18 protein-coding genes and 1 pseudogene are annotated in these 23642 nt (G+C 70.8%); 8 read left to right on the top strand and 11 right to left on the bottom strand.

The window, feature by feature from the left end:
* Nucleotides 1–3 precede the first annotated feature (3 nt).
* The 5 genes from ACYQ1L_RS07665 to ACYQ1L_RS07645 all read right to left on the bottom strand — a co-directional run bounded on the left by ACYQ1L_RS07665 (nt 4) and on the right by ACYQ1L_RS07645 (nt 5451).
* Nucleotides 4–858: an SDR family NAD(P)-dependent oxidoreductase gene (locus tag ACYQ1L_RS07665; RefSeq protein ID WP_460003621.1), complete on the bottom strand. Its 855-nt coding sequence runs from the start codon at nt 856–858 to the stop codon at nt 4–6.
* A gap of 43 nt (nt 859–901) precedes the next feature.
* Nucleotides 902–2230: an MFS transporter gene (locus ACYQ1L_RS07660; protein WP_460003620.1), complete on the bottom strand. Its 1329-nt coding sequence runs from the start codon at nt 2228–2230 to the stop codon at nt 902–904.
* The gene (locus ACYQ1L_RS07655) at nt 2227–2814 is read right to left on the bottom strand and encodes a helix-turn-helix domain-containing protein (RefSeq protein ID WP_460003619.1); all 588 of its coding nucleotides are present in this window, start codon (nt 2812–2814) and stop codon (nt 2227–2229) included. The genes ACYQ1L_RS07660 and ACYQ1L_RS07655 overlap by 4 nt, the downstream gene beginning before the upstream one ends.
* Before the next feature lie 66 nt (nt 2815–2880).
* Nucleotides 2881–4149: an MFS transporter gene (locus ACYQ1L_RS07650; RefSeq protein WP_460005779.1), complete on the bottom strand. Its 1269-nt coding sequence runs from the start codon at nt 4147–4149 to the stop codon at nt 2881–2883.
* Between the two features lie 96 nt (nt 4150–4245).
* The gene (locus ACYQ1L_RS07645; protein WP_460003618.1) at nt 4246–5451 is read right to left on the bottom strand and encodes a trans-sulfuration enzyme family protein; all 1206 of its coding nucleotides are present in this window, start codon (nt 5449–5451) and stop codon (nt 4246–4248) included.
* Between the two features lie 113 nt (nt 5452–5564).
* Here ACYQ1L_RS07645 and ACYQ1L_RS07640 point away from each other — a divergent pair, with 113 nt between their 5' ends.
* The 3 genes from ACYQ1L_RS07640 to ACYQ1L_RS07630 all read left to right on the top strand — a co-directional run bounded on the left by ACYQ1L_RS07640 (nt 5565) and on the right by ACYQ1L_RS07630 (nt 9913).
* A complete protein-coding gene (locus tag ACYQ1L_RS07640) occupies nt 5565–6062 on the top strand; it encodes an Lrp/AsnC family transcriptional regulator (protein WP_460003617.1) in 498 nt (165 codons plus the stop codon).
* Between the two features lie 61 nt (nt 6063–6123).
* Nucleotides 6124–8664: a bifunctional lysylphosphatidylglycerol flippase/synthetase MprF gene (locus ACYQ1L_RS07635; protein WP_460003616.1), complete on the top strand. Its 2541-nt coding sequence runs from the start codon at nt 6124–6126 to the stop codon at nt 8662–8664.
* A gap of 250 nt (nt 8665–8914) precedes the next feature.
* Nucleotides 8915–9913 carry a M23 family metallopeptidase gene (locus ACYQ1L_RS07630; RefSeq protein WP_460003615.1) on the top strand — a complete coding sequence of 333 codons (999 nt, stop codon included), beginning with the start codon at nt 8915–8917 and terminating at the stop codon, nt 9911–9913.
* A gap of 67 nt (nt 9914–9980) precedes the next feature.
* Here the strand turns inward: ACYQ1L_RS07630 and ACYQ1L_RS07625 are convergent, their stop codons facing one another.
* Nucleotides 9981–10505 (bottom strand): hypothetical protein, encoded by a 525-nt coding sequence (locus tag ACYQ1L_RS07625; protein ID WP_460003614.1) that lies wholly within the window; start codon nt 10503–10505, stop codon nt 9981–9983.
* 7 nt (nt 10506–10512) lie between these two features.
* Nucleotides 10513–10923: a DUF4383 domain-containing protein gene (locus tag ACYQ1L_RS07620; RefSeq protein ID WP_460003613.1), complete on the bottom strand. Its 411-nt coding sequence runs from the start codon at nt 10921–10923 to the stop codon at nt 10513–10515.
* Nucleotides 10924–11140: 217 nt separating this feature from the next.
* Between ACYQ1L_RS07620 and ACYQ1L_RS07615 the strand changes: the two genes are divergently transcribed.
* On the top strand, nt 11141–12100 hold the full coding sequence (locus tag ACYQ1L_RS07615) for a DNA topoisomerase IB (RefSeq protein WP_460003612.1): 960 nt from the start codon (nt 11141–11143) through the stop codon (nt 12098–12100).
* Between the two features lie 39 nt (nt 12101–12139).
* Here ACYQ1L_RS07615 and ACYQ1L_RS07610 read toward each other — a convergent pair whose 3' ends face one another.
* Complete coding sequence (locus ACYQ1L_RS07610) at nt 12140–12667, bottom strand: SRPBCC family protein (RefSeq protein WP_460003611.1); 528 nt, start codon at nt 12665–12667, stop codon at nt 12140–12142.
* Between the two features lie 82 nt (nt 12668–12749).
* A complete protein-coding gene (locus ACYQ1L_RS07605; protein WP_460003610.1) occupies nt 12750–13214 on the bottom strand; it encodes a DUF6098 family protein in 465 nt (154 codons plus the stop codon).
* Between the two features lie 208 nt (nt 13215–13422).
* On the opposite strand from ACYQ1L_RS07605, the gene ACYQ1L_RS07600 reads away from it, so the two are divergent.
* The 4 genes from ACYQ1L_RS07600 (at nt 13423) to ACYQ1L_RS07585 (ending at nt 20912) form a co-directional block, all read left to right on the top strand.
* On the top strand, nt 13423–15306 hold the full coding sequence (locus ACYQ1L_RS07600) for a bifunctional metallophosphatase/5'-nucleotidase (RefSeq protein WP_460003609.1): 1884 nt from the start codon (nt 13423–13425) through the stop codon (nt 15304–15306).
* A 179-nt stretch (nt 15307–15485) separates the two neighbouring features.
* The gene (locus tag ACYQ1L_RS07595; RefSeq protein WP_460003608.1) at nt 15486–18323 is read left to right on the top strand and encodes a hypothetical protein; all 2838 of its coding nucleotides are present in this window, start codon (nt 15486–15488) and stop codon (nt 18321–18323) included.
* A gap of 54 nt (nt 18324–18377) precedes the next feature.
* Nucleotides 18378–19478 (top strand): hypothetical protein, encoded by a 1101-nt coding sequence (locus tag ACYQ1L_RS07590; RefSeq protein WP_460003607.1) that lies wholly within the window; start codon nt 18378–18380, stop codon nt 19476–19478.
* Nucleotides 19479–19523: 45 nt separating this feature from the next.
* A complete protein-coding gene (locus tag ACYQ1L_RS07585) occupies nt 19524–20912 on the top strand; it encodes a maltokinase N-terminal cap-like domain-containing protein (RefSeq protein ID WP_460003606.1) in 1389 nt (462 codons plus the stop codon).
* A 30-nt stretch (nt 20913–20942) separates the two neighbouring features.
* Here ACYQ1L_RS07585 and ACYQ1L_RS07580 read toward each other — a convergent pair whose 3' ends face one another.
* Both ACYQ1L_RS07580 and ACYQ1L_RS07575 read right to left on the bottom strand, forming a co-directional pair.
* On the bottom strand, nt 20943–21767 hold the full coding sequence (locus tag ACYQ1L_RS07580) for a glutamate ABC transporter substrate-binding protein (RefSeq protein ID WP_460005778.1): 825 nt from the start codon (nt 21765–21767) through the stop codon (nt 20943–20945).
* A pseudogene (locus ACYQ1L_RS07575) lies at nt 21767–23370 on the bottom strand (amino acid permease). The gene ACYQ1L_RS07580 and the pseudogene ACYQ1L_RS07575 overlap by 1 nt, the downstream one beginning before the upstream one ends.
* Between the last annotated feature and the right edge of the window lie 272 nt (nt 23371–23642).

Raw genomic sequence — 23642 nt, 5'->3', positions numbered from 1 at the left:
CCGTCAGACCGGCCGGTCCGCGGCGATCCACGGCGCGGTGAACGCGCGCACCCGGGATCCGTCGAGATCGGCGAGCGACACCCCCACGAACGCCGTCGCCGCCTCGGAGCTCTGCCAGCGGAAACGGGTCTCGGGAGAGAGCGCGGCGGCGGCGATGGCCGCTCCGGCGTCTGCGGCGGACTGGGCGTTCGCGAACGCGCCCGCCGTGCGCGACACGTAGGCGTGCAGGAGCTCCCCGTACGCGCCGGCGTCGGTCGGGCGCACGGCGTTGTGCACGAAATCGCTCGCGACGGCGGCGGGCTCGATCACCCGCACGTGCACGCCGAATCGCTCCGCGACGGCCGCGAGCGACTGCATGAACCCCTCGACCGCGAACTTCGCGCCGCAATAGGCGTCGGCGAACGGCTGCCCGACCGCGCCGCCGACGCTGGTCACCGTGAGGATCGTGCCGCGTCCGCGCTCTCGCATCCCGGGCAGGACGAGCTTGGCGAGATGCACCGGCGCGAGGTAGTTCACCTCCAGCTGCGCTCGGATCTGCTCCATCGACAGCTGCTCGGCCGTGCCGACGCCACCCTGACCGGCGTTGTTGATGAGCATGTCGATGCGCCCGTAGGCGGCGACGGCGTCGTCCACGACGCGTTCGGCGGCTTCGTGATCGGTGACGTCGAGGGGGCGCACGTCGAGTGTCACGCCGGCCTCGGCCGCGGTCTCCCGCAGGCGCTCCGACCGGGCGGTGTCGCGCATCGTCGCGATCACCTGCGCACCCGCGCGCGCGAGTTCCACGGCCGCGTGCATGCCCATGCCCGATGACGTCCCCGTCACCAGCGCCACTTCCCCGATCCGGTCGTTCTCGCTCATGGGTTCACGCTAACAGCGGCCCCGTCCCCGGGCGATGGATGATTCAGGCGGCGTCCGCGATCCGGGGCGGCGCCGTCACCCCGGGCGTGCGCTCCTGACGCAGCGCCGGCAGGTAGCACAGGGCGCCGATGATGCTGAACGCGCCCGCGATCGCCGTCGCCAGGGCGGGCGACGTGGCCCCGGCGACCGCGGTGAGCACGAGCAGCCCGATGCTGTACGCGCCACCGGAGATCATCGAGTTGAGCGACAGGATCGTGGCGCGGGTGGCGCGGTCGGCCTCGCGGTGCAGCAGGGCCGCGTGCATGGGGCCGGCCGCACCGTGCGCGAGGTAGGTGAGACCGTAGCCGATCAGGAGGCCGACGACGCCCGAGGACAGCCCCATCAGCACCACGAACGCGCCGTTCAGGATCCTGCTGACGATCGCGGTCCCGGCTACGCCGATCACGCCGCTCAGCCGGCTCGCGAGCAGGGACCCGACCGCGAACAGGCCCCAGGCGGCAGTCGAGGCGGGACCGAACACGGCCGCCGCGGCGTCCTCTCCCCCGAGGATCCCCTCCAGCTGCAGCGGTGTGAGCGTCTCGAAGCCGATCATCGCCACCGACCAGAACACCTCGACGAGCACGAGCCCGAGGAGCACTCGGGAGCGGACAGCACGACGCAGCCCGTCGGCGATCGTCCACGGGGTCTCTCGTGCGGCCTCCGCGAGCGCGGCGAAGGGCCGAAGAGCTTCCGCACCACGCACCGCCGGATCTCGCACGAGCAGGATGACGAGCACGGTGTAGAGGAGGTACAGGGCGATCGCCGCGAGCATCGGCAGGATCAGGGCGGAGAGGCCGGTGAGCGGGTGCCAGGCCACGAGGAGTCCGGCGCACAGCGCGCCGCCGGCGATGGCCGTGCCGACCGCCGTCCCCGCCCGTGCGAGGGGCTTCGCCACCTCAGCATGCGGGTCGTGCTCGTGCACCGTGTCGACGAACCATGCCTCGAGCGACCCCGAGTCGAGCACGCGGAACAGACCCTGCAGGAGCAGTGACACCGCGAAGAGGGCGTACGAGTCGGCGATCAGGAACAGCGTGCTCGCGATGACGGCGAGCACGCCTGAGGCGGCCAGCACCGGCCTGCGCCCGAGCGTGTCGGAGAGCGCGCCGGTCGGCAGCTCCAGGGCGAGCGCGACGAAGCCCTGGATGGCGAGGATGGATCCGATCGCCGCGATCGACAGACCGCGCTCGAGCGGAAGCAGCACGGTGAGCCCGAGCGTCACGCCGACGGGCAGCCAGCGCAGCGCAGTGAGCAGCACCAGCCGGCGCTGCGCCGCCACGATCGCCGGCGTCGTCGCCCCCGGTGCGGCCGGGATCCGCGATGTGCGCGCGGTCACGGCTGCACCGTCGGGTCGAGGTCGACGGGGATGCTCTGCACGATGAGCTGCACCCGGCGCGCGGCGGGATCCCCGTCACCGGCGCGGCGGTACTTCTCGGTGAGGGTCTCGAGCTCGTCCTGGAACGCGGCGAGCTGCGCCGGCGTGACCGTGAGCAGCGCATCGCCGAAGCCGAGCCGGTCCACCCATTCCACGGGCCAGCCCGCCTCGGCGTCGAGCCACTGCTCTGCGCGCGAGGCGTACTGCCGCACGTAGTCGCGCCGCAGCCAGCCGAGGGCGGTCTGCGCGTCCTCGTCGTCCGCGAAGTCCGAGTTGCTCCACGAGTGGTAGTCGGTGCTCGCGCGCCAGATCCGCCGCTTGCCCACGCCGTCGCCGGTGTCCGCGACGAGTCCGACATCTTCGAGCGCGCGCAGGTGGTAACTGGTCGCTCCGGTGTTGGTGCTCAGCGCGGCGGCGAGCTCGGTCGCGGTCGCCGGGCCGTGCATGCGCAGCCGACCGAGGATGCGGGAGCGCAGCGGGTGCGCGAGCACGCGCACGGCCCGTTCGTCGAGGCGCATTCCGACAGGGGCTTCAGGGTCGTCCATACGCCCAGGATCGCATGCACGGATTCTGTGCACAAGTATTGTGCACAGAATCCGTGCATGGACTCGTCAGCGAGTCTCCGCGCCCGACGCCGGCTGCGGAGCCGGGATCCCGTTGGCCGCGGCCGGAATCCGGCGCTCCAGCGCAAGGGCGAGCACGCAGATGAGCAGGGCTCCGAGGATCATCGCCACGATGAACCACGCTTGACGCCCCTCTCCGAGCAGCAGGCCCGCCGCGATCGGACCCGCGATGGCACCGCCCTGGAAGGCCGCGGCGTTGATCGCGTTGTAGCGACCCCGGCTGCGGTCGGTCGCGAGATCGTTGTAGATCGCCGGCACCGTGGGCTGCAGCATTGTCTCTCCGAACGCGAAGACGCCCATGAACAGCAGCACTCCGATGGCCGCGGCCAGCGACGCCGGCAGCAGGCCGGTGAGCCCGAGGACGCCCCAGGACAGCGCCCAGGTCAGGGTCATGATCTGCATGACCCTGGTGCGCCGATGGCCGCGGATGAGCCTCAGCACGGCGAACTGCAGCAGCACGATCACGGCCGTGTTCACTGCGAACGAGAAGCCGATGATCTGGGTGGAGACGGCCGAGACCTGGCGGGCGAAGGCCGGGAAGCCGCCCTCCATCTGGCCGTAGCCGATGAACACGGCGGGGAAGGTCAGCAGCGTCATCCACAGCACCGCAGGGCGCCGCAGGATCTGGCGGTAGCCCTCCGCCGGCTCCTCGTGCGCCTCGGCGGGGTCCGCATGCGTGCGCACGTGCCGCAGCGGTCCGAGCAGCAGCGCCATCGGGATGAGGGCGCACGCCGCGTCGATGAGGAAGATGGCGGTGAAGGTCGACGGGCGGTGCACGTCGATGAAGAAGCCGCCGACGATGCCGCCGACACCGATGCCGAGGTTGATCAGCGCGAAGTTCACGCCGAAGTACTGCTGTCGGAGATCCCCGTCCACGATCGCGGCGATCACCGCGTTGAAGCCCGGCCAGGACACGCCGAAGTTCACGCCCATCAGCACCAGCCCGATCGCCGCGATCGCCGGCGTCGTGGCGAACGCCAGCAGGACGCAGCCGGCGATCATGGCCGTGAGCCCGGCCAGCAGCACCCGCCGGGCGCCGTAGCGGTCGATGAGCGTACCGCCGGGCCCGGTCACGATCAGCCCCGTGACGGCGATGATGCTCATCAGAGCCCCGGACACGCTCAGGTCGAACCCGCGCACCTCGTGCAGGTAGATGATCGTGAAGGGCAGGGTCAACCCGCGACCCAGCGTCTGGATCGCGACGGTGGAGAGCAGCCAGCGCCCTTCTACGGGCAAAGCAGTCCAGAACGTTCGCATACCGGTCACCGCACAAGTCTGCCCGAGGCCGCCGACACTCCCGTCGCCTGCGCGCGTCGCGAGCGCGGACGGCGGTGACGCGACGCAGGGCCGAGGTCAGCGGACGGCGGCCGCGACCCGCGCGAACGCCTGCGCGAGGTCGCCGATGAGGTCCTCCGGGTCCTCGAGTCCGATCGAGAGCCGCACGATGTCCGCCCCCGGGCGCGCCTCCGCGGCAACGGGCCGATGCGTCAGCGCCGCGGGGTGCTGGACGAGCGAGTCCACACCGCCGAGCGACACGGCGTGCGTGAACAGCCGCACGGAACCGGTGAGCGCCTCCGCGGCCGCGTAGCCGTCGCGCAGGCGGGCGGCGATCATCGCACCGCCGCCGCGCATCTGGCGCGGGATGAGAGCGCGGTCGTCTCCGATCCCGGGATAGAACACCTCGGCCACGGCCGGGTGCTCCGCCAGCCACGCCACGACGCGCTCCGCCGAGCGCTGCTGCCGCTCCATCCGCACCGGCAGCGTCGCCAGCCCGCGGTGCAGCAGATAGGCCCCGAGCGGATGCAGCAGCGCTCCGGTGATCGCCCGCACACGTCGCAGGGCCTGGGCGGTCTCCTCCGCGCAGGCGATGACACCGGCGATGACGTCGCCGTGCCCGCCGATGTACTTCGTCGCACTGTGCAGCGACATCGCCGCGCCGAGGTCCAGAGGGTTCTGCAGCAGCGGCGTCGCGAACGTGTTGTCCACGAGCACCGGCACGCCGTCGGCCTGGGCGACCACCGCGGCGATGTCGACGAGGTCGAGCGTCGGGTTGCCCGGCGTCTCCACGACGATGAGTCCGGTGTCCTCGCGCAGGTGCGCGCCCACCTCGGCCTCGGCGCAGAAGGTCGTCTCGGCGCCCAGCAGGCCGGAGTCCAGCAGATGGTCGGTGCCGCCGTAGAGCGGGCGCACCGCGATGACGTGGTGCTTGCCCGCCCCGGTGGTGTGCGACAGGATCGCGGCGGTCATCGCCGCCATGCCGCTGGAGAACGCGACCGCCGATTCGGCGTGCTCCAGTTCGGCCAGCCCCTCCTCGAAGCGCGCGACCGTGGGGTTCCACAGCCGCGCGTAGACGTTGCCGCCGTCGGGCAGCGGGTGTCCGCCGTTCGCCATCGACTCGTAGGAGTCGCCGCCATGCACGATGTCCGGCAGCGGGTTCGTCGAGGAGAGGTCGATCGGCGCGGCGTGCACCCCCAGGGCGGCCAGGTCGGCCCGGCCGGCGTGCACCGCCACGGTCTCGGGATGAAGGGGCGTCTCGCGCAGGGAGTCCTCGTCGATCATGGATCCAGGATCCCTTCGCGCGCAGAGCAGTGCCAGCATGCTTGCTGCGATCGCTGTCCTGACGTGAGAAGCTTGCGCTGCGAGCAACATCGCGCCGTCGAGAGGAGCGGATCTTGATCCCGGGACAGCAGGCCGTCGATGCCCTCGATCTGCGTATCATCGCCCTCCTGGCGGAGCACCCCGATGCGCCGATCAAGGAGCTGGCCGCGGCCCTCGGGATCCCCGCCTCCACCTGCGCCTTCCGGCTGCGCTCGCTGCGGGCGCGCGGCGTGATCCTCGGCAAGCGCCTGCTCGTCGATCCCGCAGCCCTGGGCCGCCCCGTGCAGGCGGTGATCCGCGTGCGCCTCGGCAACCACAGCAAGGCCGGCGTGGAGACGCTGTTCGACGACCTCGCGGCCACGGAAGGCGTGCTGCAGGTGTTCCACATCGCCGGCGCCGACGACTTCCTCGTGCACGTCGCGGTCGCCGATGCCGCGGCCCTGCGCGACATCGTGCTGGAGCGCATCACCGTGCACGACGTGGTGCGCGCCACGGAGACTCAGCTCGTGTTCGAGCGCCGCGACGGCGCGGGCCTGTCGGCTGTACAACCCCGCGGACCTTCGGCACTCTGAGAACTGTCCCGGAACGACCTCGCATCCCGCGGCACCGCGCGCATCGCAGAGAGGGCCCCGCATGACCGCCTCCGAGCACACTCCTGCCGACACCGCCCCGACCCCGGCCGCCGAGCCGCGTCGGACTCCCCGATGGGCCCGCGCGGTGCTGTCGTACCTGCGTGGCAACCCGTTCGCCGCGGCGCTCGCGGTCGCGGTGATCGCAACGGGGTTCCTCACCGGCACCTATCTCGGCCGGTTCCCGCTCGAGCTCGCGGCCGGCGAGAGCACCACCGTCGGAGTGGGCCTGTGGTGGACGCCGGTGACGGCGCTGCTGTTCCCCGATTCGGTGATCGGCGGTCTTCTCGCCCTCGTGCTGATCCTCACAGCGGGCGCGTACGCGGAGCGCAAGCTCGGCACGCTCCGCGCGGTCTGGGTGTTCTTCCTGACCGGCGCGCTCGGGATCCTGATCGGCCTGGGCGCGCAGACCCTGCTGCTGTCCTGGGGATCCCAGTGGGGCGTGCTGGCGAGCTTCGACCTCGTCGCGGACCCCACCATCGGAACGGTCGGCCTGCTCATGGCGGCCACGGCGTTCGCCCCTGCGCTGTGGCAGCGGCGGATCCGCGTGATCGGCTTCACCCTGCTCGTGATGTTCGCCCTCTACGCCGCCGACAGCGACAGCGTGTTCCGGCTCCTCTCCGGTGCCGCGGGTCTGCTCCTGGGCGTCCTGCTCGCACGTGGAGCCGTGCGCGCCTCCTGGCATCGCAGCTCCTACCGCGAGGTCCGCACCCTCGTCGCGGCGATCGTGGCGGCGACGGGCCTCGGTCCGTTCATCGTGCTCGTCTCCGGGTCCTGGTACGCCCCGCTCGGACTCGTCGTCTCGGGCTTCTCCCCCGTCGACGCGCAGCCCATGGACAAGAGCTGCGCCCAGGACTTCACCGCGGACTGCTCGCGCCAGGCCGCCACTCTCCTGCAGTCGGGCCCCGGGCCGTTCCTGATCAGCCTCGTTCCGCTGCTGCTCACCCTGCTCGCCGCGTGGGGTCTGCGCACCGGCCGCAGGGCGGCGTGGATCCTGGCGCTCGTCGTGAACGCGGTCATCGCCGTGCTCACCGCCATCGCTGTCGGCCTCAACGACCTGCTCGACGACAAGACGCGCGGCAACCTGCTCATCGAGGACGGCATCGCGATGATCCTCGCCGTGCTCGTGCCGATCGGGGTGATCGCGGTGCTGCTGATCACCCGGCGGCGCTTCCAGGTCGCCGCACCGCGCGCGGCCGTGCGGCGCTTCGCCGTCACCGCACTCGGTGCCTTCGCGGTGTGCGCGGGCGTCTACGTGCTGATAGGCCTCATCGACGGCGACAACTACCTCGACGGACAGCCCTCCGTCGGCGAGCTGCTCGGCGACCTCGTGCGCCCGTTCGTGTCCCCCGGCCTGCTGCCCGCCATCGCCGACGCGGGGATCCCGGTCGACGGGGCGGCGCTGTTCGTCTATCAGTGGGTCGGCGTGCCGTTCTGGATCGTCTTCATCGTCGCCGCGATCCGGCTGTTCCGGGCCACGCAGGTCGGCAGCCACGTGGTGGAGGAGGCGCAGTTCCGGGATCTGCTGCGCCGAGGCGGAGGCGGCACGCTCGGATTCATGGGAACCTGGTCGGGCAACACGCACTGGTTCACGCCGGACGGCCGCGGCGCAGTCGCGTACCGGGTGATCAACAAGATCGCGCTGACGACGTCGGATCCGGTGTGTGCCCCAGGTGCGGAGCGCGAGACCATCGAGGGCTTCATCGGCTACTGCGAGGAACAGGGCTGGGCCGCCTGCTTCTACAGCTTCCACGAGCGCTTCCTTCCGATCTTCCCGTCCTTCGGCTGGCAGTGCATGTCCGTCGGCGAGGAGACCGTGATCGACCTCCCGGGCTTCGAGCTCACCGGCAAGGCATGGCAGAAGGTGCGGCAGCCGCTCAACCGCGGCGAACGCGAGGGGCTCACCACCCTCTGGTCGACGTGGCACGACCTGCCCTCGCGCTACTCCCGCGAGATCACCGCCGTCAGCGAGGAGTGGGTGGCGCACAAGAAGCTCCCGGAGATGGGCTTCACGCTCGGCGGCATGGAGGAGCTGAAGGACTCGGACGTCGGGATCTTCCTCGCGCTCGGCAAGGACGGCGGAATCGAGGCGACCACGAGCTGGCTGCCGAGTTGGACCGACGGGAAGGTCACCGGCTGGACGATCGACTTCATGCGGCGCAGCGACGGATCCATGCCCGGCATCATGGAGTACGTCATCGCCTCGGCGGCACTGCGCATGAAGGAACAGGGCGTGCAGGTGCTGAGCCTCTCCGGAGCCCCGCTCGCCACCAAGCCCGGCGCGGAGCCCACGGACCCGACGGTCATGGACCGACTGCTCGGCTGGCTGGGCGAGATGCTCGAACCGGCGTACGGGTTCACCTCGCTGTTCCGCTTCAAGAGCAAGTTCAACCCGCGTTACGAGACGATCTACATGGCGTACGCGGATCCGGCGCAGCTCCCGCGGATCGGGATGGCGATCGGAAGCGCGTACCTTCCGGAGGCGACGCCGAAGGAGTACCTCGCGCTCATGCAGACCATCACGAATCGCGGCGGTGACCGCTGACGCGACGCCGCCGTGCGCCACGCCGAGGATCCGATCGCGGCCAATCTATGGAACTCTCAGGAACCACCCGTATTATTACGGAGTTGTAACACCTCTCCGCCCCCCGAACGCGGAGAAAGTCACACCCCCTCCGCTGCCCGAGGAGCACATCATCAGTTCGCGAGCCCCCGAGACCGAGCTCCCCTCTGCCCATTCCGCAGGTTCCCCCACAGCGACCCCCGGCACCGCTGCGCCCCGTTCCCGTCGCGAGATGCGTGCGCTGGCCGCAGCCCAGGCCACCACGCCGGCGCAGGCCCCTTCCGCGACGCAGAGCCCCTCGGTGACATCGCCCCCCGCAGCGGAAGCCCGCAGCGCGGCCGCCCCCACGGCCCCCCGCACCACCGCCGCCCCCGCGGACCGCGGCACGTTCTCCGGAGCCCGCGCCGCAGACCCCACCGCGCCGCAGTCCCGCATCCCGGCGCCGCCGCAGGCCGCCGAGCCCCCTAGGCGCTCCGCCGCCCCCGAGCAGGTCGCCGCGCACATCGTCCCCGCCGGCAAGCGCCCTCGGCGCAACGTCCGGCACCTGAGCCGCAGCACCGGCGCGGCCCTGGCCATCTCCGCGCTGGTCGTCGGCACCGCGCTCCCCGCCATCGGCATGGTCCGCGCGAGCGATGCCAAGGCATCCAACAGCGCCTCCGCCGACATCCGCGCGCAGTCGTTCACGGCCGCCCACGGCGTGCTCCCCGATGTCCAGGTGCACGGCACGTTCACCGCGACGACGCCGACCGAGCTCAGCGCGATGCAGGCCGCCACCGCCGCCGCCGCACGGACGGGCGTCGCGTCAATCGCCAAGCCCGGCCAGGTCATCTACCCCATGGCCGCCGGCTCCTACACGCTGACCGACGGCTTCGGCGCGCCGCGCACCGGCCGCAGCCACATGGGCCAGGACTTCGCCGCACCGATCGGCACGCCGATCTACGCCGCGGCCGACGGCTGCGTCACCCTCTCCCAGGAGAGCTACCAGGGCTACGGCGTCTCCGTCGAACTCTCCCACCCCGCTCTGAGCGGTCAGAACGCGGTGTCCACGCTGTACGCGCACATGGACTACGGCACCCGCGCCGTCCAGGTCGGCGAGTGCGTCACCGCGGGCCAGTTCCTCGGCCGCGTCGGCAACACCGGCTGGACCGTCGGCTCGTGCCTGCACTTCGAGGTCCACATCAACGACAGCGCGATCGACCCGCTCGCCTGGCTCCAGGCCAACGTCTTCTGATCCGTCGCCGACACGACGAAGCCCCCGTCTCGACGGGGGCTTCGTCGTGTCGGGACGGTTCAGCGGATCAGTGCCCCGCGTGCGGGTCCACGACCACGAGCTCCGCGCCGTGGTCGTGCGCCCCCTGATGCGCTCCCGCATCGGTCAGCGCCAAGGCGGGCGTCGCCAGCGCGGCGACGAGGACGGCCCCGACAGCCATGCCCGCCGCCCGCAGGCGCGACATCCCGGACGGGTCCTCCCCCGATCCGCCCGGATGCTCCGCCTTCGCTGCCATGCGCGCCGCCATGGATCCCCCGACCACGGCGAGAGCCGACGCGATCGCCACCGCGCCGACGGGTGCGCCGCCCCCGAGCGACACCGCGCCCAGCACCACCGCAGCGATCGCGCCGCCGGCAGCACCCCGCCCGCCGATGATCCGCCCCGTACGGAGGACGGCGACGCCCCAGCCGAGCTCGGCGACGCCCGCAGGCAGCATCGCCGCGCACATCACGACCGACGTCGCGTCACCCGAAGGCGCGACGACGGACGCGCCGATGGCGAGATGGATCAGGCCCGCTCCCCATGCGAGCAGCGCGGGCCAGGTGCGCAGCACGGCGTGCTCAGACCGTCGCCGAACGCGGCGCGCCGCGTTCGACCCCCAGCCCGACCGCGAGCAGCAGCAGCGCGCTCGCGAGGTGCAGGAAGTGGTCGAACGTGTTCAGCGCGAGGACGTTGGCCGCCGTGCCCACCAGGAAGAAGCCGGCGATGCCGAGCAGCAGGTACGCGGCTCCCACGACGGTGTTGGCGCCCTTCGCCGCCCGTGTGGACGCGAGACCCGCCACGAGCAGCGCGGCGCCGATCAGCAGATGCGCGACGTTGTGCAGCGGGTTGACCATGAAGACGCCGAGCAGCATGCCTCCCTGGGTCGCCAGGAAGGAGACCCCTCCGGTGACGGCGAAGCCGAGTGCTCCGACGACGATGTAGACGGCGCCGAAGATGACGGCGATCAGACGGTTCGGTGACGAACGCATTGCTCCTCCTCGATAGGGCGGCGGTATGCCGCGTACCCCTTGTTCGGAGTGCGCGGAGGATCGGATCGGCCCCTCGTTCGTTGCGGCGCGTCGCCCGTGGCACTGCGCAGATCGAGCCGTGCGCCGCAAGCCCATTGCCCGAACGCCGCAGCGGTCGCAGAGTCGACGGAGGCCGGAGCGGATCCGCCTCGAGCCGGCGGATGCAGGGAGGACGCGGATGGCGCTGCGGATCGTCGACAGCCAGGAGCCGGGCATCCGGCGGATCCGGCGCGGACGCGGGTACGAATACCGCGACGCGGACGGGCGTCACGTCGAGGACGCGGCCACGCTCGCCCGGATCCGCTCGCTCGCGATCCCGCCCGCGTGGCAGGACGTGTGGATCTGCCGCCACCCGGACGGTCATCTGCAGGCGACGGGCGTGGATGCGGCCGGTCGCACGCAGTACCGCTACCACCCCGAGTGGGCGCGGCGGGCGGCGGAGGCGAAGTTCGACCGCGCGCTGGACCTCGCCAGGGCCCTCCCCGTGGCTCGCCGCTCGGTCACCCGCGACCTGCGCACCGGCGGGACCTCACGGCCCACCGTGCTCGCCGCCGGCTTCCGCATGCTCGACGTGGCCCTGCTCCGCGTGGGTTCCGAGGAGTACGCGCAGCAGCACGGCAGCGTCGGACTGTGCACGCTGCGCGGTTCGCACGTCGACATCGACGCGACGACCGTGCGCCTGCGCTTCCGAGGCAAGAGCAGGATCCCCTGGGAGAGCGAGATCGAGGACCCCGATCTCGCCGCGGTCCTGACGGTGCTCCGGCGGCGCGGCGCTCGCGCACGGCTGCTCGCCTGGCAAGACGACGGCCCCTGGCGCCTGCTCCGCCCGGCCGATATCAACGAGGACGTCCGCGCGCGCACCGGCGGCGACTTCACCGCGAAGGACTTCCGCACGATCCATGCGACGGTGATCGCCGCCCGCAGCCTGGCCCGCTCCGGCACCGCCGAGACCGAGGCCGCGCGTCGACGGGCCGTGCGTCAGGCCGTCGAGGAGAGCGCGGTCGCGCTCGGGAACACGCCGGCCGTGGCGCGCGACAGCTACATCGATCCGCGGCTCTTCCAGCGCTTCGACCAGGGCCGCACGGTGCACCCGAACGGGAGGAGCATCGAGCAGCAGCTCATCGACCTGCTGCCCTGATGCCCCTCCCGTCGACGGGAGTCGAGGGCTGCGTCCGTCTCAGGCGAGGTCGTTGTAGGACTCGCCGGCGGGAGGAGCGGGCCGGCCCTCAGGGGCTCCCTCGGGCGGAGTCGTCTCCCCGTCCACGGTGCCGCGCCACGCGCCGGTGGCGCTGCCGCGGTCCTCGACGAACTCCTTGAATCGCTTCAGGTCGCGCTCCGCGGCGCGCTCGTCGATGGACAGCGTCGCTCCGACGCGCTCGAGGAACGTCTCGGGCTCCCAGGTCATGGTGAGGTCGACGCGGGTGCCCACGGGGCCGGCGGCGAACGTCACCTGGCCGGAATGCACCTTCTGCCCCGAGCTCTCCCAGCGGATCAGGGAGTCGGGGATCTGCTCCGTGATGGTCGCCTCGAAGGTGCGCTTGACGCCGCCGATCTCCGTGTCCCAGCGGGTGCGGACGTCGTCGAGCTGCTCGACGTGGCGCACCGACTCCATGAACTTCGGGAACTCCTCGAACTGGGTCCACTGGTCGTAGGCGCGGTGGACCGGGACGTCGACGTCGACGGATGCGTTCACGGTGGTGCTCATGCTTTCTCCTTCCGTTCGGGTGTGCCACGGTACGCGCCAGCAGGGCGCTCTCCGCCGGGGTTCCGGATGACGAGGGCGTGCGCTATTGTCGCGAGTCCGCTACCCGCTGACCGCGATCGAACGCGGTCGAGTAGAGCTCGTCGGCCTCGTCCAGCACCGACTCCGCCAGCACCGCGACGGGGATCACCTCCGCGAGCAGCGGCTCGGCATCGGGCCCGCGTCCGACCTCGCTGCCGGTGAGGATCCAGGCGACGCGGCCATCGCCTTCGTGCTCCAGATGGCGGTACTTCATCAGCTGCCGGGCAGCCCACTGCTCCACAGGCCGGGTCCACCACGGCTCCGGCGTGAGCGGGCTCGCGGACAGGCCGGGGAGCGGAAGCCCGCTCTCGCCGTCGATGCTGATGCCCCCGACGTCGCGGCGCGGATCCTCGCTGTAGCGCACGTACAGCGGCTCGACGGACTCGACGAGGCACACGACCTCGCGCAGCCGTCCGTACACGGGCAGGTCGCTGTGCTTCGCACGGTCCTCCACGTCGGTCATCACCATGCTGCGCGCTCCTTCGTCGGCCGAGGCGGGCCCGCAGCCCGCGCATCTCACCATGGCGTGCCGTGGCCGCCGCGTCTGCGGGCTTGACAAGCACGGTCGCGCTCATCTCGATGGAACGGCCGCACCTTCATGCTCATCTGCGCAACGCCACAGAGTGTTCACGTGCCGTTGTTGTCCGCGCTTCCTCCGCATGGTTGCATCGGACTTCATGACCGATGAAACACATCTGCACCGCCACGCCGACGCTCCCGAACCCCGCTGGTGCTCGTGCGCGGTTCCGGACGAGGCCGCACAGGAGCGCAGCTCCGGACTGAATCGACGAGGATTCCTCACCGGCGTCACTGCGGCCAGCGCGCTCGCCGCCGCGGGCTGGGTCGCCACACCCGAGAAGGCGTCAGCCGCGGCCGGCGGGGTCGGCAAGTCCGTGACGATCACGATCATGGGAACGTCCGACCTCCACTCGCACGCCGTGAACTGGGATTACTACAAGGACGCGGCGTACGCCGACAAGGCCGGCAACGTCGTCGGCCTCTCCCGGGTGGCCAGCGTCGTGAACCAGATCCGCGCCGACCGCGGTCGCGACCGCACCCTGCTCTTCGACGCCGGCGACACGATCCAGGGCACGCCGCTGGGCTTCTACTACGCGACCGTCGAGCCCATCACGACCACCGGCGCGATCCACCCGATGGCCGCCCAGATGAACGCGCTCGGCTACGACGCCGTCGCGCTCGGCAACCACGAGTTCAACTACGGGCTCGAGTTCCTGGACACGTGGATCTCGCAGATGGACGCACCGGTGCTCGGCGCCAACGCCGTGCGCGCCGGGACGACGGTGCCCGCGTACACGCCGTACACGATCAAGACGCTCAACGTGCCGGGCTACAAGCCGATCCGGGTCGGCGTCCTCGGGCTCACGAACCCGGGCATCGTCATCTGGGACAAGGCCCACGTGAGCGGCACCCTCGAGGTGCTGGACATCGTCGAGACCGCCAAGCGCTGGGTCCCGGTCATCCGGGACCAGGGCGTCGACCTCCTCGTCGTGAGCGTGCACTCCGGCGACAGCGGCACCTCGTCGTACGGCACCGACCTGCCCAACGAGAACGCGGCCGGGATCCTCGCGGAGCAGGTGCCCGGCATCGACGCGATCCTGTTCGGCCACGCGCACAAAGACATCCCGCAGCGGTTCGTGACGAACGCGCAGACCGGGCAGCAGGTGGTCCTGAGCGAGCCGATGTGCTGGGGCCAGCGGCTGAGCGTCTTCGACATCGAGCTGCAGCAGGTCAAGGGCAAGTGGACCGTGGTGTCCCGCAAGTCCACGAACCTCAACACCAACACCGTGCAGGACGACCCGGCGATGGTCGCGCTCGTCCAGGCCCAGCACGACGCGGTCGTCAACTACGTGAACAAGCCGGTCGCGACCTCGACCGAGGAGCTCTCCGCGGCCGAGTCCTGCTGGAAGGACACCGCGATCCTCGACTACGTCAACAAGGTCCAGGTCGACACCGTGACGAAGGCGATCGCCGGCACGCCCGAGGCGGCACTTCCGGTCGTGTCGATCGCGGCCCCGTTCAACCGCCAGGCGACCTTCCCCGCCGGCGAGGTGACGATCCGCGACGTGGCCGGGCTCTACATCTACGACAACACGCTGATGGCCTCGGTGCTGACCGGCGCCGAGATCAAGGACTACCTGGAGTACTCGGCGAAGTACTTCCAGCAGGTCGCGCCGGGCGCGCCGGTGGATCCGGCGAGCTGGACGAACGCGCTGAACACGCCCGATTACAACTACGACCAGTTCTCCGGTGTGGCGTACGACGTCGACATCTCGCAGCCGCAGGGATCCCGGATCCAGAACCTGTCCTGGAACGGCGCCCCGGTCGACCCCGCGCAGAAGTTCGTGGTCGCGGTGAACAACTACCGCCAGTCCGGCGGCGGCGGCTTCCCGCACATCGCCACGGCGCCGGTCGTGTACAACGCGCAGGTGGCGATCCGGGAGGCGATCGTCGCCTACGCCTCGGCCGCCGGCACCATCGACCCCGCCGACTTCCACGTCGTGAACTGGCGGCTCACGCGCAACGGCACTCCGGTGTTCTGACCCGCACCCGCCTGACAGGTCGCACGACGCCCCTCCGCTGAACGGCGGAGGGGCGCCGTCGTGTGCAGCCCGCGTCCTCTCGTCGGGCGGATCCGCGACGCCCGCCGGTATCAGGACGGCCGCTGCGTGCTCTTCATCAGCGATGGAACCCGGTGCGACGGAAGTCAGGGGTGGTCACGATGAACGAGCTGTTCCGATTCATGCTCATGCGTCCCGCGGATCTGCCGGCGGATGCCGAGGTGCATCCGCTCGTCCCGCACGACGTCGACACCGGTGCGGGCGCGCCTGCGCTGCGACGATCGGCGAAAGCGTTCCTGCAGTCCGACGCCGCGGTCCGCACGGTCGCCGAGGAGCCGCTCGGCGTCGCCGCGCGCGCCGTGTCGGACGCCCTCGGCGCCGCACGACGGACCAACGCCGATGCCCGGGCCGCGATCCACGCCGCGACGGGGAGCTCTGCCGCGGCGCTGGCCGGGGACGCCGGATTCGCCGCCTACCGCCGGCGGGTCGAGGACACCCTCATCGCGGCGAAGGCGCTCTCGGACTCCTCCGGGACGGATGCGCGCGGCCTCGCCGCCGTCGCACAGGGCCTCGACGCGATCGCGCGGACCGCCGCGGGCGACGACGACATCGCGCTCCGCCCGCTCGTCATGCCGGTGCCCGCCCCGAAGGGCGAAGGGCCCGGCGCACCTCCGCCGTCCACCGGTACGCAGCACGCCCCGTCCGGTCCCGACGAGGGCAGGATCCGCGCAGAGATCGACCGGCTCGACCGCGCCATCGCGGCGCTGACCGCGGTGCCGGCCTCAGGGTTCGCGCCCGAGACGCGCACCGCGCCGCCTCGCCCGCGCTCCACCCGTGGGACACGGTCGTCCGGAGACGGTGCGGACGGCGCCGACGATGCAGCCCACGCCCGTGGGTCTCTGCCGCGGAACGCCACGGAGAGCTCTGGCTCCATCGCACCGCGCGTCCCGTGGGTGCTCGACACGGCGGTCACGGAGAAGCTGGCGACGCCCGTCCGGGCCACGCTGCGCAGCCTCTCCCTCGACGTCGCCGCCACACCCCTGCCCGTGATGCTGCGCACGCTCGACGAGAAGCGCAGCGCCCTGCTGTCCTCGCTCACCGTGCCGGTCTCGAAGATCTCCGCCGTGTCGCTCGTCGGCAGCGCGCTGGTGCAGACGCCGGATGCCGCCGATCTCGTCGGCAACCCGACGGCGGGGATGCCCACCGGGCACGGATCCATCCGTCCGGTCGGCGTCGGCGACCTGCTGCTCGTCAAGGAGCACGTGCTGCGCTACGAGGGCGGCGAGCTGGCGCACGTGGAGAACGTGCTGAAGTCCGAGCACCTCGATCGGGAGACCCGCCGCCTGGAGCGCACCGAGACGACCATCCTGACCGAGCGGGAGACCACGAAGGAGGAGGAGCGCGACACCCAGTCGACCGACCGCTTCTCGCTCAGCCGCGAGACCAGCTCCACGATCAAGGACGACACCCAGTTCAAGGCGGGCCTGTCGGTCGATGCGAAATACGGCCCCTTCGTGGAGGTCAAGGCGAACGCCGACTTCGCCACCAGCCACTCCTCCGAGGAGTCGGCCAAGCAGGCATCCCAGTTCAGCAAGGACGTCGTCGCCCGCTCCGTCAGCAGGGTGGTCGACCGGGTGCTGGAGCGGCGCACCACCACCACCCTGAACGAGTTCGAGGAGCGCTACTCGCACGGGTTCGACAACACCCAGGGCACGGGGAACATCTCCGGCGTGTACCAGTGGGTCGACAAGGTGCTGCAGGCGCAGGTCTACAACTACGGCAAGCGGATGCTCTTCGACGTGACGCTGCCCGAGCCCGGCACCGCGTTCATCGCGGCGCAGACCAAGGGCAAGCTCGAGGGGCAGACGTTCACCGCGCCGGTGCCGTTCACGCTCACACCGACCCAGGTCACCGAGGGCAACTACGCGTTCTGGGCGCACCAGTACGACGTCACCGGCATCGAGGCCCCGCCGCCTCCGGTCAAGACCCTCAGCAAGGCGTTCGACGGCACCGTGCCGCAGGATCCGTACGAGTTCAGCAAGTCGGCCGACATCGCGATCGACGACGGCTTCCAGGCCAAATACGCGCTGTGGACCGCTGCCTGGAACACCTACTCCGGAGCCGCCTGGTACCTCGTCATCGGCAACAACGCCCTGGACGTGTTCACCGACTCCACCTACGTGGGCATGGCCGGCGAGGTCGGATCCGTCTCCGTCGCCACCTACGGCTGGAAGCTGCGCGACTTCGCTGCGACCGTGGAGATCTTCTGCGAGCGCACCGCGCGGGCGATGACCGCCTGGCAGCTGAAGACCCACGCGGCCCTCACCCAGGGCTACCTCGCGAAGCAGCAGGCGTACCAGTCGCAGCTGGACGAGGCGGCGGCGGCCGCCGGTGTGGTGATCTCCGGCCGCAATCCGATGTGGAACGCCCGCATCGTGGCGAACGAGCTGCGCAAGCAGTGCCTCACGCTGCTCACCGCGCAGCAGTTCGACGCGTTCGGGGCGCTGGAGACCTCTGCGGAGGGCTACCCGCAGCCGAACCTGACACGCAGCGAGCAGCAGATGCCCTACGTGCGGTTCTTCGAGCAGGCCTTCGAGTGGGAGCACCTCGTTTCCTTCTTCTACCCGTACTTCTGGGGCTGGAAGCCGGCCTGGTCGCACCGCATGCTGCTCGACGACGTCGACACCGACTTCGCCGACTTCCTCCGCGCGGGCGCGGGCCGGGTCGTCTTCCCCGTCCGTCCCGGCTTCGAGGCAGCCGTGGTGCACTATCTCGAGACCGGTGAGATCTGGAACGGCGGACCGGCGCCGGACATCTCGAGCTCGCTGTACGTGCCGATCGTCAAGGAGATCCAGGAGTCGACCGGAGCGCCCGGCGACGAGGTGCCGGTCGGCGACCCGTGGCTCGTGCGGCTGCCCACGACGCTGGCGAAGCTGCGCGCCGACGATGCGCTCCCGGCGTGGGCGAAGGTCGGCGAGGACTGGCAGCCGGCCAACTGAGGATCGTGCGCCCGGTGGCGGACGCATCGACGACGACCGGCAGGAGGCCGGGACATGCGCAACTACATCATCATGGCCGGGGTGGACTGGGAGTTCCAGGGGGTGGACTTCCAGGTCCTCGCGACGAACCGCCGCAAGTACCTCACGCGGCAGAACACGGCGAAGGCGGATCTGCGATTCCTCATGATGGACGTCCGCGCGGGGCAGGTCACCCGGATCGACGTGACCTACCCGGGCGGCACGAAGACGGAGACGTCGAGTGTCGTCGCGACGTTCGGGGCCGTGGGCCGCTCCAGCATCGGCACGTTCACCGACTCCGCCGGGGTCAGCCGCACCGGGTTCAAGCCGGGCCAGTTCAGCGTCATGTCGATCACCGATCTGTACGCCGCGATCCGCGACATCGGGCAGAACGCGCCGGGCACGCTGCAGGAGGTGAGCTTCTTCGGCCACGGCTGGATGGGCGGGCTGATCCTCGTCAACAGCTTCAACGACCGATCCCCCATCGTGCCCGTGCCGGCCACGGGAGGCGCGCCGACGACGGTCACGGCCACGCTCGGGCCGACGCAGCGGGATCCGAACGACAAGGACTCCCGCGGCGAGTACGACTTCGTCGCGCCGACCCAGGACGCCGCCGCGCTCGCGCTGTTCAAGGCCGCGTTCGCTGCCGACGGCTTCTCATGGCTCTGGGGCTGCGCGTTCCCGCGGGTCATCCATCACGCGATGTGGGCCATGGAGGGCGCCAAGGGCTACGCGACGAGCGGCACCGGCGACGACACGGTGCTCACGCTCGACCGGGTGGTGAAGGAGGACGTCGACTACCTCGAGGGCTTCCTGCTGCCGATCCTGAAAACGCCGTTCCCCTCACGCTCGACGATCACCACGAAGTTCAAATTCCTCAAGTACGCGTTCTGCGCCGCCAACGCCTCGGCCTTCGCCGCGCAGCTCGCGACCGCGACGGGTAGACCCGTCCGCGCCGCCCTGCTCGGCACCTACGCCGAGTACGACGATCCGCCCGACATGATGCACGTGCACACCGGTTTCACGGCGCACGTCGCGTTCTACAGGAACTACATCGGGATGGCGATGGATCCGGAGGGTCGCGGCTACGGCGTGTACCCGCCGGGCCTCACCTGCACTGTGCCGAGCGTGCCGTGATCTGGCACTCGACGCGGAACCAGCGCACCCCCTACTGTTCGAGTCATGGCAGCGCTTCTCGACGTGGACGGCGTCCGCTCCCTGCTCGCGGACTGGATGCCCCGGCAGCGGTGGTTCGCCGCCAAAGGGCGCGGTTCGGCGCTGCGGATCGTCACGTGGTGGGACGTGCCGGCCGAGCGCGGCGACGAGGCGGTGCAGGTGCGCACCTTCCTCGTGGCGGATGACGCGGCGACGCCCGCGGCGCTGTACCAGGTGCCGCTCGTCGCGCGCCCCGACGTCTCCGTGCCGCCGGACTCGCCGCATGTCGTCGGGTCCCCTGAGCCGGGCTGGGCGCTCGTCGACGGCCCGCAGGATCCCGCCTTCGCGACGGCTCTGCGCCGCCTGGTGACGGCAGGCGGATCCGGCACCGGCCCCGGAGCCGAGGCGCACGGCGTTCCGGTCTCGCCCGCGCCCGCCGCGGGGACGTGGACCTCCGACGTGCTGCGGGGCGAGCAGTCGAACACCTCGATCATCTTCCGCTCCGATGATGCGCCGCCGATGATCGTGAAGGTCTTCCGCTTGCTGCACGCCGGCTTGAATCCGGACATCGAGCTGCAGAGCGGTCTCGCCGCCGCAGGTTCCCCGTTCGTCCCGCGGGCGATCGGGCACATCGTGGGGCGCTGGCCCTCTCCGGACGGAGCCGCCGGCAGGACGGTGGAGGGCTCGCTCGCGTTCGCGCAGGAGTTCCTGCCCGGGGTGGAGGACGCTTGGCGGGTCGCCCTGCAGGCGGCGTCGGCGGACCAGGACTTCACCGCCTCGGCCCGCGGCCTGGGCGTCGCCACCGCGAGCGTGCATCGGACGCTCGCCGCGACGTTCCCCACCGTCGACGCGTCCGACGACGACCGGCGCCGCATCGCCGTGAGCTGGCGGCGGCGCCTGGATGCGGCGATCGCGGACGTGCCAGAGCTCGCCGAGCTGCGCTCGGCGATCGAGGCGGTGTACGAGCGCGCCCAGCAGGGCCCGTGGCCGCAGCTGCAGCGCGTGCACGGCGACCTGCACCTGGGCCAGGCGATCCTGGCACCGCAGCGCGGGTGGATGCTGCTCGACTTCGAGGGCGAGCCGCTGCGCCCCATGGCGGAGCGGGTGCGGCCCGACCTGGCCCTCCGCGACGTGGCGGGCATGCTCCGCTCGTTCGACTACGTCGCCGGATCCAGCCGCCTCACTCACCCCGAGCTGCCGATCGGCCCCGCCCGCGACTGGGCGAACGCGGCCCGCGAGGCCTTCCTCGCGGGGTATGCCTCCGCCTCCGCCGTGGATCTCGGTGCGCAGCGTCCGCTCCGTGACGCCCTCGAACTGGACAAGGCGGTGTACGAGGCGGTCTACGAGACCCGCAACCGCCCGGACTGGCTCCCTGTCCCGGTCCTGGGGATCCGACGGCTCGTCGGGGCCGTCTGAACAGCCGTCGGTGCACGGGGCGCCGACGCGCTACTTCACCGTCGGCGGCGCGGGGATCGCATAGCCGGAAGGGGCGATGTTCGCATCCAGCGACTTCTTCCAGGCCCCCGAGGAGATGTACTCCTTGAGCGCGGCGCGCACCTGACCGGCACGGTCGTCGCCCTGCTTCAGCCCTATCCCGTAGTCCTCATCCGTGAAGCCCTTGCCGATCACGCGCAGCACGCCCTTGTACTCGGGCAGGGCCGCGAACCCGGCGAGGATGAGGTCGTCCGTGGAGACGGCGTCGACGGTGCCCGCCGCGAGATCCCGCACGCACTCCGACCAAGACGGCACCTTCACCACGGTGATCTTCCCCCGGTAATGAGCCGTGAGATAGTCGATCGAGGTGGTGCCCGCGGCCGCGCACACCTTCTTGCCGTCCAGGGTCTCGGGCCCGGTGATCGTGTCGTCGTTGCGCCGGATGAGCAGATCCTGATGCGCCACGAAGTAGGGCCCGACGAAGGCGATCTCCTTCTCGCGCTCCGGGGTGATGGAGAACGTCGAGACGACGAGATCCACCTTTCCCGAGGTGAGAGAGCTCACCCGCTCGTCCTGGTCGATGCGCTGCCAGGTGATGTTCTTGGTGGGCACCCCGAGCTTGCCGGCGACGTAATTGGCGGTGTCGATGTCGAAGCCGGCGTAGCCGTCGTCGGTCTTCCGGCTCACGCCGGGCAGGTCGTCGGCGATGCCGATCGTGAGGGTGGCGGATCCGGTGGCGTTGTTGTCGCCGGTGCTGGTGGGCGGGGTGGACGAGCATCCGGTGACGATCACCGATGCCGCTGCCAGCGCCGCCGCGGCGAGCGCGAGACGACGCATCACCGTCCCCCTTCGCTCGCGCCCGAGGGATCGGTCGGGTTCTTGTCGGGCTCGTCGAGGTTGTCCCACTCGTGCATCTCGATCTCGATCGGTCCGATCTCGATGCCCTCGTCCTCGTCGTCCTCGTCGCGCTCGTGCACGTCGAACTGCACCGTGCCGATGGCGGCGATCGATTCCGTGCGCGGGCCCGCCGGCTGCGGCGGATAGCGCAGGCCGGCATCGGTCCACTTGCTGAGCATGCGGCCGCCGGTGTGCGCGGACACCCGGCCCTTCACGATCAGCCAGCCGAGCTCGAAGATCACCAGCAGCACCGGGATCCCGACGACCACGACGACGAAGCCGGTCTTGTGCCAGAAGTACGGCGACGCCTGCCAGCCCGAGATCGCCATGCCGACGATCACGAACACCAGGAACGCGAGGCCCAGATAGCTGGTCCATGGGGTGCCGGGGGCGCGGAACGTGCTCGCCGGCAGCACTCCCCTGTCGCTGAGCCGTCGCAGCCGCAGCTGGCAGACGAAGATGGTGCCCCAGGTGAACACCACCGCGATGGATGCGGCCTCGAGGGCGATCTCGAACGCGTCGGGGCTGACGGCGTTCAGGATGGATCCGAACACGTACACCACCGCTGTCATCACGATGCCGGCCCAGGGCACACCGGACCGACTCATCTTGAGCGTGAAGCCGGGCGCCTGCTTGGCGATGCCGAGGCTGCGCAGCACTCGTCCGGTCGTGTACAGCCCGGAGTTCAGCGACGACATCGCGGCCACGATGAGGATCGCCTGGATCACGTTCGCCATCCATGGCATGCCCATGCGTCCGAACACGGTCACGAACGGGCTGATGCCCGGCGTGAACTCGCTCGTGGGGAGGATGCACACGAGCAGGAGCAGCGCACCGCAGTAGAAGACGGCGATGCGGACGATCACCGCGTTGACGGCCTTCGGCACCTCCGTCGCGGATCCTCCATCTCCCCTGCCGCGATGCCGACCATCTCGATCGCCGCGTAGGCGAAGACGACGCCCGACATCACGATGATGGGGCCGTACCAGGCGAACCCGTCGCCGGTCGGCCAGAATCCGCCCGGGTTGGACCAGAGGTTCTGGATCCCGGCTCGATGACCTCCGACGTCGAAGCTGAAGGCGACGACGATGAGGCCGACGACGAGGAAGACGACGATCGCGGAGACCTTGAGCACCGACGCCCAGAACTCGAACTCGCCGAACGCCTTCGCCGACAGCAGGTTGACGACCAGCACCACGGCGAGCGCGATGAGCACCGTGGCCCAGGTCGGCATCTGCGGCCACCAGTACTGGATGTACAGACCCACGGCGCTGAGCTCGGCGATGCCGGTGAGCGCCCAGTTCGTCCAGTACATCCAGCCCGTGTAGTAGGCCGCCTTCTCGCCGAAGAACTCGCGCATCCACGACACGAACGCACCCGAGGTCGTCCGGTACAGCACGAGCTCGCCGAGCGCCCGCATGAGGAAGTAGGCGATCACGCCGACGAAGGCGTAGCTGAGCACGAGCGCGGGGCCGTTGCTATGCAGGGGGGACGCCGATCCGAGGAACAGGCCGGTGCCGATCGCGCCTCCGATCGCGATCATCTGCACCTGGCGCCGGTTCAGGCTCTTCTTGTAGCACGCCTGCTCGGCGTCGTGCTCCGCGCCGTGGTCCTGGGCGTGTGTGAGATTCGTGGCTTCGGTCTGCGACATGCGCTCCCCCTCATCACCGGGGCCGCGGTCGGGCGGGTCGCATCGCGGCTCGGAGCATCGGGGCCTGACGTGGAATCGAGGATGGCACGGTTTCCGGACCGAGGGCAACGGGTAGCCCGGCGAGCCGCCGCGTAGACTCACGGCCAGACGACCGCGCGCTGAGG

This window comes from Microbacterium xylanilyticum (assembly GCF_054654695.1).
The sequence above is the reverse complement of the archived record's forward strand: the minus strand, read 5'-3'. Positions and strand labels throughout refer to the sequence as shown.

What these genes read in the sequence shown, in the direction of transcription:
- ACYQ1L_RS07665 (WP_460003621.1), bottom strand. Translation starts at nt 858, where the DNA reads ATGAGCGAGAACGACCGGATCGGGGAAGTGGCGCTGGTGACGGGGACG.
- ACYQ1L_RS07655 (WP_460003619.1), bottom strand. Translation starts at nt 2,814, where the DNA reads ATGGACGACCCTGAAGCCCCTGTCGGAATGCGCCTCGACGAACGGGCC.
- ACYQ1L_RS07650 (WP_460005779.1), bottom strand. Translation starts at nt 4,149, where the DNA reads ATGCGAACGTTCTGGACTGCTTTGCCCGTAGAAGGGCGCTGGCTGCTC.
- ACYQ1L_RS07645 (WP_460003618.1), bottom strand. Translation starts at nt 5,451, where the DNA reads ATGATCGACGAGGACTCCCTGCGCGAGACGCCCCTTCATCCCGAGACC.
- ACYQ1L_RS07635 (WP_460003616.1), top strand. Translation starts at nt 6,124, where the DNA reads ATGACCGCCTCCGAGCACACTCCTGCCGACACCGCCCCGACCCCGGCC.
- ACYQ1L_RS07630 (WP_460003615.1), top strand. Translation starts at nt 8,915, where the DNA reads ATGCGTGCGCTGGCCGCAGCCCAGGCCACCACGCCGGCGCAGGCCCCT.
- ACYQ1L_RS07620 (WP_460003613.1), bottom strand. Translation starts at nt 10,923, where the DNA reads ATGCGTTCGTCACCGAACCGTCTGATCGCCGTCATCTTCGGCGCCGTC.
- ACYQ1L_RS07615 (WP_460003612.1), top strand. Translation starts at nt 11,141, where the DNA reads ATGGCGCTGCGGATCGTCGACAGCCAGGAGCCGGGCATCCGGCGGATC.
- ACYQ1L_RS07610 (WP_460003611.1), bottom strand. Translation starts at nt 12,667, where the DNA reads ATGAGCACCACCGTGAACGCATCCGTCGACGTCGACGTCCCGGTCCAC.
- ACYQ1L_RS07605 (WP_460003610.1), bottom strand. Translation starts at nt 13,214, where the DNA reads ATGGTGATGACCGACGTGGAGGACCGTGCGAAGCACAGCGACCTGCCC.
- ACYQ1L_RS07600 (WP_460003609.1), top strand. Translation starts at nt 13,423, where the DNA reads ATGACCGATGAAACACATCTGCACCGCCACGCCGACGCTCCCGAACCC.
- ACYQ1L_RS07595 (WP_460003608.1), top strand. Translation starts at nt 15,486, where the DNA reads ATGAACGAGCTGTTCCGATTCATGCTCATGCGTCCCGCGGATCTGCCG.
- ACYQ1L_RS07590 (WP_460003607.1), top strand. Translation starts at nt 18,378, where the DNA reads ATGCGCAACTACATCATCATGGCCGGGGTGGACTGGGAGTTCCAGGGG.
- ACYQ1L_RS07585 (WP_460003606.1), top strand. Translation starts at nt 19,524, where the DNA reads ATGGCAGCGCTTCTCGACGTGGACGGCGTCCGCTCCCTGCTCGCGGAC.
- ACYQ1L_RS07580 (WP_460005778.1), bottom strand. Translation starts at nt 21,767, where the DNA reads ATGCGTCGTCTCGCGCTCGCCGCGGCGGCGCTGGCAGCGGCATCGGTG.